10 protein-coding genes and 1 pseudogene are annotated in these 10,962 nt (G+C 66.2%); 9 read left to right on the top strand and 2 right to left on the bottom strand.

From position 1 onward, the window contains the following. The 3 genes and pseudogenes from E1285_RS46960 to E1285_RS39025 all read left to right on the top strand — a co-directional run. Positions 1–381: pseudogene (locus E1285_RS46960) on the top strand (hypothetical protein); the annotation flags it as partial. A gap of 169 nt (positions 382–550) precedes the next feature. Next, a complete protein-coding gene (locus tag E1285_RS39020; protein WP_132159634.1) occupies positions 551–811 on the top strand; it encodes a DUF397 domain-containing protein in 261 nt (86 codons plus the stop codon). Between the two features lie 1,158 nt (positions 812–1,969). Then, positions 1,970–3,049 (top strand): endonuclease NucS domain-containing protein, encoded by a 1,080-nt coding sequence (locus E1285_RS39025; protein WP_132159635.1) that lies wholly within the window; start codon positions 1,970–1,972, stop codon positions 3,047–3,049. 947 nt (positions 3,050–3,996) lie between these two features. On the opposite strand, the gene E1285_RS39030 is transcribed toward E1285_RS39025, so the two are convergent. Continuing rightward, positions 3,997–4,815, bottom strand: coding sequence for a DUF1963 domain-containing protein (locus E1285_RS39030; protein WP_207947137.1), 819 nt, complete (start codon positions 4,813–4,815; stop codon positions 3,997–3,999). Between the two features lie 699 nt (positions 4,816–5,514). Between E1285_RS39030 and E1285_RS39035 the strand changes: the two genes are divergently transcribed. The 4 genes from E1285_RS39035 (at position 5,515) to E1285_RS39050 (ending at position 8,738) form a co-directional block, all read left to right on the top strand. Continuing rightward, on the top strand, positions 5,515–6,396 hold the full coding sequence (locus E1285_RS39035; RefSeq protein WP_132159636.1) for an enoyl-CoA hydratase: 882 nt from the start codon (positions 5,515–5,517) through the stop codon (positions 6,394–6,396). Positions 6,397–6,507: 111 nt separating this feature from the next. After that, complete coding sequence (locus E1285_RS39040) at positions 6,508–7,134, top strand: NAD(P)-binding domain-containing protein (RefSeq protein ID WP_132159637.1); 627 nt, start codon at positions 6,508–6,510, stop codon at positions 7,132–7,134. 178 nt (positions 7,135–7,312) lie between these two features. Beyond that, a complete protein-coding gene (locus E1285_RS39045) occupies positions 7,313–8,104 on the top strand; it encodes an SDR family NAD(P)-dependent oxidoreductase (protein WP_132159638.1) in 792 nt (263 codons plus the stop codon). Between the two features lie 145 nt (positions 8,105–8,249). Then, positions 8,250–8,738, top strand: a complete 489-nt coding sequence (locus tag E1285_RS39050) for a hypothetical protein (RefSeq protein WP_132159639.1) — start codon at positions 8,250–8,252, stop codon at positions 8,736–8,738. 276 nt (positions 8,739–9,014) lie between these two features. On the opposite strand, the gene E1285_RS39060 is transcribed toward E1285_RS39050, so the two are convergent. Further along, a complete protein-coding gene (locus E1285_RS39060) occupies positions 9,015–9,479 on the bottom strand; it encodes a MarR family transcriptional regulator (RefSeq protein WP_207947138.1) in 465 nt (154 codons plus the stop codon). Between the two features lie 145 nt (positions 9,480–9,624). Here E1285_RS39060 and E1285_RS39065 point away from each other — a divergent pair, with 145 nt between their 5' ends. Together E1285_RS39065 and E1285_RS46035 are read left to right on the top strand one after the other, a co-directional pair. After that, positions 9,625–10,713, top strand: coding sequence for an LLM class flavin-dependent oxidoreductase (locus E1285_RS39065; RefSeq protein ID WP_207947140.1), 1,089 nt, complete (start codon positions 9,625–9,627; stop codon positions 10,711–10,713). Continuing rightward, positions 10,710–10,850, top strand: coding sequence for a hypothetical protein (locus tag E1285_RS46035; RefSeq protein WP_165966938.1), 141 nt, complete (start codon positions 10,710–10,712; stop codon positions 10,848–10,850). Before E1285_RS39065 ends, E1285_RS46035 begins: the two co-directional genes overlap by 4 nt. The last annotated feature ends 112 nt before the right edge of the window (positions 10,851–10,962 follow it).

The following is a 10,962-nucleotide window of genomic DNA, read 5'->3' on the forward strand; positions in this document are numbered from 1 at the left end:
CGACTCTCGCCGACCGGGAACGATCACGATCAAGCGGGGAGATATCTGGCCGTCCCTGGGGAACTTCCTGGCCATCAGTGGGGCGGTGTCTGGCCGCCTACGGGGAGCTTGTCACGGCCGCCGTCAGCGATTCGCCTCCTCGACGCCGACGCGGTGCGCTCGGCCTTGCGGCAAGCAAGCGCGCCCCTCGCCCTGGTCGTGTCCCAGCAGATCTACGAGGCCATCGTCATCCACGGATACTCCGGCCTGTGTCCGCAGACGTACCACCGCGCGGTCGAAATCAACGTCTGCGGCCTCACCCGCTACGGCTGGATCCATATACCAGATGCCGGCGACCTCGACCCGCTAAACCACCTGGAAATCTTAGCGAACTCTAGTTGAATGGTCACGATCAGCTAAAATGTTGGATACATTACGGAGGCGGAAGTTGGCATACCCGTAGGCAATATCGAGATCATTCATTCGACGTGCGGCCGCGCTCTCAGTCTTCACAGGAAGAGGTGAGGGCGCGGCCGCGTTTGAGCTGCTTCTCACATGGTAAGGAAGCCACATGATCGTGGGCGCCGCGGAGTTCGACCCGCCAAAAACACAGACTCGCACCCCCGGTCCGTTGCTAGAGCGGACCGGGTGGCACAAGAGCCGGTTCTGCGGCGCCAACACCGGCTGCCTCGAAGTGAGTATCTTGGGTGCCGGAATGACCGGCGTCCGTGACAGTGTCCTCGACGAATCGAGTCCTGTCATCGTCCTCGACCGGAATGCTATGGCCAGCTTCCTCGGGTGCATCAAAGCCGGACAACTCGACCTCAGATAGAACGAAACACCCTTCTTTATGAGAATTACAGAGGCCTGGAAGGTCGCATCATGCGACCTTCCAGGCCTCTGTATGGGAGCAGGTCGCGGGGTGATTTGGTCGTCGCTGCAGAGGTAGTGCGACTGATCCAGGTAGGACACCTGCCAGATCGTGAGGACGACATGGCGGTCCGGTGCGGCCGGGGGGCGCTGACGTTGTTGATCACGCAGTTATTGCTTGGCGCGTAGCGGCCGGTCTGGCGGACGAGTTCCAGGTCGCTCCAGCGCAGCGGCTGGTGAGCAGCGAGCCTTGCACAGGACGTGCCACTGCTTGAGTGTGGCGGCGCCGCGTTCACCGAGGGCGCCGGCCTTAGCGTGGTACTGGTTGAACAGCTTCTTGCGTACCCAGCTTTCGGCGCTTGTTCCGCCGAGCGGTACCGATCGCGCGCCCGCACCGACGTAGCCCTTGCCGGTGTAGCCATCGACCGCTGAGCTTCCCCCCGGAGCAACGGGGGGACCTCGTGATACGGCTCCTTGAACCTGGCCCTTACCGAACTCCTGGTGGTAGAACTCACCGGCAACGGTCTGGGCATGACCTACAGCGGGCTCGGCGATCCCGACGATTGGGTGTGGCCGTTTCAAGGCCCGCGCGGCACCTGGCCTCGAGCCCGCCTCGGCTCACGTCGTGGCTTGAGGCGAGGTCCGCGAGCACTTCGGAGGCCGGTCACTGCGTCCAGTTCGGCGAAGGTGTGCGGCCGCTTCGTCGCGCAGTGGGAGAAGTACTCGGTCCAGGTCGCGACCTTGATGCGCACCTCGGCGCGGGGTGGCGAAGCGCCGCCGCCGCCCGCCCCCAGGGAGCCACCGGCCGGCCTCAGGTAGCGTGCGGTGACGCCCGCAACATCGCCGCCATCTACCGGGCCCTGCACGGTGTTGACGACGCGTGAATACGCTTGGCGCGCCGTTGACACGGACGAGCCTCATGACGGCGCCCTCCAGCCACCGACCTCTACCTCGAGCCCTAGTCTTCACCACCCGCCGCCTTGGAGCACCAACCAGTGCGGCCATGGCACCTCATAACCTGCCATCCTCTGACACTCTGGGAATGAGCGGGGCGAACGTCGAGATCGCTGAGGCTCCCAGGTTCGCCCATGTCGATGTCCTTGTGAGCGAGGGAGATGGCGTGCCGGTCGAAGTGGGGCTGTGGCGGGTGGACAGCGGCAAACCGCAACGGATGAACTCGACCGGCATCGAACTCGAGAAGCAACTCGAGGCCCTGATCGAGCAGGACCCGGCCATCCTCGGGTACCCGCTGCTCATCATCGGCCGCCAGGTCCCGACCAAGACCGGCGGCACCATCGACCTGCTGGGCATGGACGAGGAAGGCAACCTGCACGTCCTGGAACTCAAACGTGGCCGCACCCCCCGCGAAGTCGTCGCCCAGGCACTCGACTACGGCTCCTGGGTCTCTGGCCTCACCCACGAGGACATCAAGACCCTCTACGAGGCCTGCAAGCACACAGTCCCGTTCGAGACCGCGTTCTCAGAGACCTTCGACACCAGCCCACCCGAGGAGCTGAACTCCTCCCACACACTGACCATCATCGCCCACGACGCCGACGCCGCCACCGAACGCATCGTGACCTACCTCAGCACCTTCGACGTCCCGATCAACGTGGCGTTCTTCCGCTACTTCACCGACGACGGCCGCAAGTACCTGGCCCGCACCTGGCTGGTCAGCGAAACCACCATCACCGCCCAGACCAGCTCAGCGAAGAAGACCAGAGAGCGGTGGAACGGCCAGGACTGGTACGTCTCCTTCGGCGTCGACAACACCGGCATCCGCGTCTGGGACGACGCCCGCCGGTACGGGTTCGTCTCAGCCGGCGGCGGTGTCTGGTACAGCAAGACCCTCCGCAAACTCCCCGTTGGCGGCCGCGTATTCGTCCACATCCCGCAGAGTGGCTATGTCGGTGTCGGCACCGTGACCCGCCAAGCCCAGCCGTTCGCCGAAGCCATCGTCGATGTCAACGGCCAAGAACAGCGTCTCCGTGACCTGGACCTCCAGGGCACCTACGTCCACACCACGGATAAGGACGAGGACATTACCGAATACGTGGTCGCTGTCGAGTGGGACAATACCCGTCCTCAGGCAGACGCGTTCTGGGCCGCTGGCCTGTTCGCCAACCAGAACAGCGCGTGCCCCATGCGCAGCAGCTTCACCATCGACACCCTGACCAAGAACTTCCAGCTCGACACCTAACACCCGCGGCGCCATGCAACGATCCAGCCCGCGCTGACAGCGCGGACCCGCTTGTTCGCTCGTTGTTTGCTCGTATGTCGCGAAACGCGTCAGCAGCAGGCGGCATAGATTGCCACCTTAGGCCGCTAGTATTCGGGCATAATGGGACGGAGCGACAGACACCGACACCCAGAATAACCAGCTGATAGCTCTTACCTCGGACTTCTAATCCGACGGTCGCGGGTTCGAATCCTGCCGGGCGCGCCCCTTTCCAACCTGCAGTCTTACCACTGCCAAGATCCAAAATTCCGTCCCGGTTCGTCCCCGTGTTCGCTCGATGGTGCGCTCGGATGTCGCGAACCCGTCGCCGCCACCCCGCGAATCGCCGCGATCGTCCACCCAGCGCTCCTCCGGCCACAACCGCCCCCGTTGGCCCCGGACGGGTCACCGGCTCGACGTCCCCGGCAGATGGACGACCCGGCCGGGCGATGTCGTTTCGTCCGGTCCGGCGGGCGTTGAGGATGACTGCGGCGGCGTCTTCGGCGGATTGGCGGGCCAGGTCGGGCAGGACGTTCGCTGACGCCACCGATCTGGGTGATCTGCCACCGGACCCGGATGGCGCCTTCGTCCAGGTCGACCCAGTGCCTTGGGGCTTCGGCCGGTGGGCAGTGCGATCAGGGAGGCGACGTTGAGGTCGATGCGCCGTTCCCGGATCGCCTGGTTGAGAGCGGCGCGCAGGGTGGCGCGGATGCGGTGTTGGTGTGGACGCCAGAACGCGTCCGTGAATGGCGCCAGGCCCGGGAATGGTCCGACTGGTGCGACCAAGCTCCGCCTGGGTCTGGGGGCCAAGGCGTATCAGGTGGACCACTTGGCCCTGCTGACCCAGGTGGAGCTTGGCCGCACCGCCGACGGGGATTCGCGGATGAAGAGGGACTTGTGAGCTTCAGGCCGATGGTGGTGGGCCGTTCTCAGGGGTTATTGGTCATGGCGGCGAACACCCGGTCGAAGCGTCGTGCGGCCAGGTCCTGCTTTGCGATCGCCCACCAGAAGCAAGCCATCCCCAGCCCATCGACGCCGCTGTACCACTGGGCGAGAAGCACCCAGTCCTCGGGGCGTATTTCCGTTGCCGCCAGCCGCCCGGCGATGACGGCGGGGTCCTCTTCGCGGTATTCGTCCTCGGCGTATCCGCCTATCTGGAGCCCAGGATGAAAGTCGATGCCATCACCCGGCATCCCCTCCCACGCATCCTGCAGTTCTGAGACATAGGGGTGATCCGGGAGCCGCTTGCTGACGGGAGGAGGCCCGGGGTCGAGTATCTCCTGGTGATAGGGCAAAGAGACATCGGTTCTCAGGCATAGTCGGCCCTGCGGAAAATTCATTTGAGCTACCTCGTTGTCCGGCTCCAGGTCGACCTGGCGTTCCTCGACGGCCGTACCGGCAGGGATGTAGACCGCATCACCCAGGGAGTCAGAGCCGCCGATCAAATCCACGTCGGGGTAGGCGAACAGCAGCAGGTGGCCGTCGGGCGGCAGGGGGAGGTCCGTCGCGTACTTGGGCAGGGCCGCAAGGTCGATGGAGGCGACGAGAGGGCACACGGGATCGGGCTCGTCGGCGGGAATCATGACAGGACCACCGAGCCGCCCCACGACCGGCCCGTCCGCCCTCGGATTGAGTATCGCGCACGGGCGAGCGGTGCCTATCCACCGCTCCACATCGGCTGATGGGATGTCACGCGCGAGCGCTTGTTCACGGAACCGGCTCAGCTTGTCCAGCAACTCAGGCGTCATGCGTGAACCGTAGGGCCAGGGCCCGACACTCGAAACATCACGCCGTCAGTCGCGGCCACGTTGGTGACCAGCGTGGCCGGGTCTGCGCCGAGTCGATCGACCAGCCCACCACCGTCGACCCCGCACACGCGGGGATGGTTCGGCGCCGATCGGCCTGACGACTCAACCAGGGCGGGTCACGTGCTATTCGGGCGGCTCAGGAGGTTGAGGGCGAACGTGCCAACGATCACCAGCCGTCCCGCGGAGACACCTGCACCTATCTGTGGCGTACCCCGTACTTGATTCGAACCGGCGCTACGCCTGGCGGGAGACAGGTGGGAATGAGGAACGTCGGAGCTCCCAGATCCGGTCATCGCTGCCGGGTCGGCCGGTCAGGCGAGCCAGCGGCGGTCCCGGCGCGGCCGATGCAGGTGATGGCGCAGGTGCGGGTGGCGGGTCCTGAGAGCGGCGGGGAGGTCTCGCACCACCTCGGGGTCATGCGCCTGCGGGACAACTGGCGCCCAATAGGACGGCCCCATCCCGGAATAAGTGTCTGCACAGGCAGGTTGTTCGGGTCGCTTCATCAACGAGGTAGGGCGATCTCCATGGTCTCCTCGCTCATCCCGACGCCGGCGGCATGGTGGCGCCCGCCCGGGAGGCCGGTTGCCACCGCGACCAAGAGGGGCCCAGCGCCCACAACACTGTGAAAGGACGGCTGAGATGACCGACAGCACCCTGCCCGAGCCGGTAAAGCTCGGTGACCGCGTGACCTACGACGTCCCCGCCGAGCGTGTCGCCCGCGCGACGCTCACCCGGTCCGAGACCGGAAATCTGCAGGACGTCCACCTGCTCTACCAGCTCGACGCCGCCTACCGCCGCGCCGCGGCCGATGACTCGATCTCCGTGTTCGTCCTCGCCGCGGAGGGCCAGGACTTCTCGATGGGGCACGACGTCGATGGGCTCTTCAGCACCGACGGCATGGACCAGGTGACGCTGGAGGGCGGACTGGGGCTCGGCGGCGTCGAGGGCGATATGGCCTGGGAGCACGAGGTCTTCCTGCAACTGCACTGGCGCTGGCGCAACTTCCCCAAACCGAGCATCGCCGCAGTTCAGGGGCGCGTGTTCGCCGGCGGCTTGATGATCATGTGGCCCACCGACCTGATCGTGGCCAGTGAGGACGCGCGCTTCGCCGACCCGGTCACGGCGTTCGGGATGAGCGCTGTCGAGCTGTTCATGCATCCGTGGGAGTTCGGTGCGCGCCGTGCGAAGGAGCTGCTGCTCACGGGCGACGTCCTGACGGCGGCGGAGGCCAAGGAAATCGGCATGGTCAGCCGGGTGGTCCCCCGAGCCGACCTGGAGTCGGCCACGCTGGCCCTTGCCGGGCGGATCGCGACCCGCCCCACTGCCGGGCTGAAGATGGCCAAGAGGGCCGTGAATCAAACCCTGGAGCTCCAGGGCCAGTGGAACGCGCTGCAGGCGGCCTTCAGCCTGCACACCCTCGGCCACGCCAACAACAGGATCGTGAACAACGGCTCCTATATCGACCCCGCGGGCTTTCCGCTGGTCGCTGACATCTGGGAACTGCCGCAGACGGATTCCTGAGCCCCGTCCCCCCCCGGCAGTGCGGTGCTGACCGCCCGACCAGTCAAGAAGGGTCATTCGCCCCTGCCGGATAACCGATACCCCTATCACGGCAAACGAAGAGGTAACACAATGACAACCGCGATCATCGGAGCAGGCGCCATCGGGTCGGTACTGGCCGCGAATTTTGTTCGCGGCGGCGAGGACGTGGTGCTGGCAAGCCGGAGCCTCAAGCATGCACAGGCTGTCGCCGACAACGTCGGCGCCCGCGCGTCAACGGTCGCCGATGCGATCACCGAGGCGGACAAGGTGGTCTTCGCCGTATGGTTCGACGTCGCCAAGGACCTGCTCGCGAGATACGCCGGCAAATTGGGCGGCAAGACCATCATCGACCCATCGAACCCCGTCACCGTCGACGGCGACGGCGGGTTTACCAAGACCATCGCAAGGGACGAATCCGCTGGACAGGTACTGGCCGCTTTGGTGCCTGCGGACGCCCGCTTCGCCAAGGCGTTCGGGACCCAGTCGGCACCGACTCTCGCCGGCGGCAGCGGCCATCGGCCACCCACCGCGCAGTTCCACGCCACCGACCACAAGGAAGCCGGCGCCGCGGTGGCCGAACTGATCAAAACCGGTGGATACGCACCGGTCCTGATCGGCGGAATCGACCAGTCCATCCGCATCGAAGTCTTCGGTGACCTCCATGAGACCACGCTCGGCTCAACCGTCACCGAAGGCGAGGCCAAGAAATTGATCTAACAGAAGAAAGATACGCCCAGTCAACGGCATGCCCCAACGTGTCGGGTCAGTTGCCCTCCGCCGTTCCTTGCGGCGATCGGAATGGCCTTGTCGGTGTCGCCGCACCGGCGTGGACGCGGCGGGCATAGAACAGGACCTCTGCGACTGGAGGTCTCGATCCTCAGAAGGAGACAAAGAAATGACTTACACGGATCTGCGAGACAAGGTCGCCGTCATCACCGGCGGCGCCAATGGGATCGGCAAGGCGGCGGCCGGGGCACTCCTCGCTGAGGGGGCGAAGGTGGCGATCGTCGACATTTCGACCGACGGACTCGCCGAGGCCGCCGCCGCCCTCGGCGCCGAGGACGGCCGACTCATCACGCTCAAGGCGGACGTCAGCAAGGAGAACGACGTCGCGGCTTACGTACAGGCCGTCGTCGACGCGTTCGGCACGATCGACGTCTTCTTCAACAACGCGGGCATCGAGGGCAGGGTCGCCCCGATCATCGAGCAGGAGGTCGAGGACCTCGATCGCGTGCTGGCCATCAATGTGCGCGGCTCGTTTCTCGGTCTGAAGCACGTGCTGCCGATCATGTACGCGAAGAAGGCCGGATCGGTCATCAACACCTCGTCGATCGGCGGTCTGTCATCCGTGGGCACGGACACCTCCCCGTATGGCGCATCGAAGTTCGCCGTCACCGGCTTGACCCGCATGATCGCCATGGAGTCCGCCCCGTACGGTGTACGCGTCAACTCCGTACATCCAGGCGTGACCAACACCCAGATGGTGCGCCGTCTGGAAGCTGGGAACGCTGATCAGGCTGGGCGTGCCGATGCCGCGGGGAAGAGCGACCAAGTCGGCATTCCCATTCCCCTCGGCCGTTTGGGCGAGCCGTCCGATATCGCGAACATGGTGCTGTTTCTCGCCTCGGATGCCTCGTCCTTCGCCACCGGCTCGCAGTTCGTCATCGACGGCGGCACCCTCGCGTGAGGCGAAGTTCGCGGACGGGAGGAGCGAGTGCCGGGGCGAGCGTGGGGCCGAGTGCCACGGCCGTGATGGCGCATGGCGCCCGCCGACGCGTTCCGGCGAGTTCGGTGATCGCCTCGGGGCCCGGAGGGCAGGCAAGGGAGAATTTATGAAACAGCATCATTCAGTCCAGCGAAAGCTCTCGTCGGTGTTCTCCGGCTTGGCCATCACGGTGAGTGTGCTCACCGTCTCCACGCTGACCGGTCAGCCTGCCGCATCTGCGGCTCCACTGCCCAGGGAGAACAGCAGCGTGCAGGCCACGCACCTCTACGCGGAGTTCACGGGCTGGGAGTACGGGCCGCCGCGGGACGGTTGGGCCGTCACCCACACGCCCGACACCGATCTCGGTTGGCTGTTCAGCATCTCGCCCCTCAGCCGGCCACCGGGCTCTGAAGGGGCCTTCGCCACCGTGGGAGCCGGCCGTGGCAATGACTCTCGGACAGACGCCTCGTTGGTCTCCCCCGCGGTCGACCTGACCGGCCAGCAAAGCCCGGTTATCGAGTTCGACCTCCTTTTATCCCTATCGGTCGACCGGCAGCGTCGAACTGACCCTGAACGGTGGGGCGACATGGTCGACCATCTGGGAAGTCCCGGCTGAAACCGTGGGTCGGACGACGGTGCCGATTCCACAGGCCGCCGGGCACTCGGCGGGCGTGCTCGTACGGTTCCGCCACAAGGGCTTCGCCTAGATCCGCCAGTCGGTGCTGCAGTTGGCCGGTGAGAACCCGGGCTGGAGTCACCGGCACATCCACGGCGAGCTGATCCGGCTCGGCCACCGGATCTCCGCTGCTGACCGCACCGGCCTCGTGCTGCTGGGCGCGGTCGTCCAGGTCCATCAGCAGATTCCGGGCCCGTTGCGTCACCCACGCGCCCGTCACCGCAGGCTCGCCCCCTCGTCGCTCTCCGGCCCGAGGCGTGACCAGATCCGCGCGAGGTCGCGCAGGTCGTCGTCGTCGAGACGGTCGAGGAAGAGCCGGCGCACGTCGGCATGCTGCTGCTTCCATGCCTTGCGCAGGAGGTTGCGCCCATCGGGTGTCAGGACGGCGACGTAGCCGCGCCCGTCCCCGGCCGCACGCTGACGCTCGATGAGCCCGCGGCGCTCCAGCCGGTCGGCGAGCCGGGTGAAACCACCGGTCGACATCAGCCGATCCCTGGCCAGCTCGGACATCCGCATGCCGGAGCGACCGGCTCGGCCGAGCAGGGACAGGACGCTGTACTCGGCCATGCTCACGCCCAGCGGCGCGATCCCTGCCTCGATCTCACGCCAGATGCGGTCGTGGGCATACAGGAAGCCTTGCCAGGCCTCGTTCTCAAGGTCGCTCAGAGGTGGAGTCGCCACTTCCGAAGCGTACCGCGACCGCCGTCCTCATCGCCGGCGTACATGTCTGCGCAGGCAGCACTTCGGTGGAATATCTGCCTGCGCAGACATCTTATTGTGTTCGGGACACCGAACGGCGTCCGCACAAGACCGTAAGGAGAGCACGTTGCCTACCACCGTCACCGGCGAGCGATCCCCCTTCGAGATCGGCTTCATGACGTTCGCCGAGATCACCGCCGACCCGGAAACCGGCACGCTTCCCTCCGCGCACCAGCGCGCCCGGGAAACCATCGAGCAGGCGCGGCTCGCCGACGAGGTCGGGCTCGACCTGTTCGCCTTCGGTGAGCACCACCGCACCGACTTCGTCGGCTCGGCCCCCTCCGTCGTACTGGCCGCGGCCGCCCAGGCCACCACGAACATCAGGCTGACCAGCGCGGTCACCGTGCTCAGCTCCGACGACCCGGTGCGGGTCTGGGAACAGTTCGCCACCCTCGACCAGTTCTCCGGGGGCCGGGCCGAGATCATCGCCGGCCGCGGCTCCTACACCGAGTCCTTCCCCCTCTTCGGCTACGACCTGGCCGACTACGCCGACCTGTACCGCGAGAAGCTCGACCTGCTGCTGCGGATCCGCGCGCAGAACCCGATCACCTGGAACGGACGCTTCCGCCCCGCACTGGACGCCGCCGACATCGGTCCCCGCGCGATGCAGGAGGAGCTGCCGATCTGGGTCGGCGTCGGAGGAACCCCCGCCTCCGCCATCAGCACCGGCCGACTCGGCCTCCCCATGGCCATGGCGCTGCTGCTCGGGCCGATCACATATCACCAGCAGACCATCGACCTGTACCGAGAAGCCGCACAGCAGGCCGGGCACGACCCCGCCACGCTGCGAACCAGCATCAACCTTCACGGCTACGTCGGGCGTACGAGCCAGGGCGCCCGCGACACGATGTACCCCTACTTCGCGGAGGGCATGATGGCCAACAACCACCAGCGTGGCCGCGGGTTCGCGATGCCGCGGGCCGCCTTCGAAGCCCAGACCTCCCCCAACGCCGGTCTCGTCGTCGGCAGCCCGCAGGAGGTCATCGAGAAGCTGCTGGCCTACCACGAGCTCTACGGCCTGGACCGCGCCCTGATCCAGATCGGCTTCGGCGGGATGCCGCAGGAGGACGTCCTCGAGGCGATCGAACTGCTCGGCACCGAGGTCGCCCCCGTCGTACGCCGCGAGGTCGGCTCCCGGAAGGAGCAGGCGGCGTGACGACCACCGTGAGCGACCAGCGGGCTCTCTCCGGCGGCCGCACCCCCTCCCAGGAGGAGGCTCGGACACTGCGGGTGGTGGTCGTCAACGGCAGCCCGAGCGAGAAGTCCAAGACCGTCGGACTAGGCCGTGTTTAGGAAGTCCGGTTCGGGCGGCATGTCGCATCCAGAGATGAGTGAGGTCTCCGGTAGATGGATCAACGACCAAGAAGACCATCAACACCGGAGACCTCGTGCCCAGCGTATCGAT

The sequence above is a fragment of the Actinomadura sp. 7K507 genome (genome assembly GCF_004348425.1).
Taxonomy (GTDB): domain Bacteria; phylum Actinomycetota; class Actinomycetes; order Streptosporangiales; family Streptosporangiaceae; genus Spirillospora.

Bases quoted from the DNA above. Each gene is read 5' to 3' on its own strand.
- E1285_RS39035 (WP_132159636.1), top strand. From the start codon at position 5,515: ATGACCGACAGCACCCTGCCCGAGCCGGTAAAGCTCGGTGACCGCGTG.
- E1285_RS39040 (WP_132159637.1), top strand. From the start codon at position 6,508: ATGACAACCGCGATCATCGGAGCAGGCGCCATCGGGTCGGTACTGGCC.
- E1285_RS39045 (WP_132159638.1), top strand. From the start codon at position 7,313: ATGACTTACACGGATCTGCGAGACAAGGTCGCCGTCATCACCGGCGGC.
- E1285_RS39050 (WP_132159639.1), top strand. From the start codon at position 8,250: ATGAAACAGCATCATTCAGTCCAGCGAAAGCTCTCGTCGGTGTTCTCC.
- E1285_RS39020 (WP_132159634.1), top strand. From the start codon at position 551: ATGATCGTGGGCGCCGCGGAGTTCGACCCGCCAAAAACACAGACTCGC.
- E1285_RS39030 (WP_207947137.1), bottom strand. From the start codon at position 4,815: ATGACGCCTGAGTTGCTGGACAAGCTGAGCCGGTTCCGTGAACAAGCG.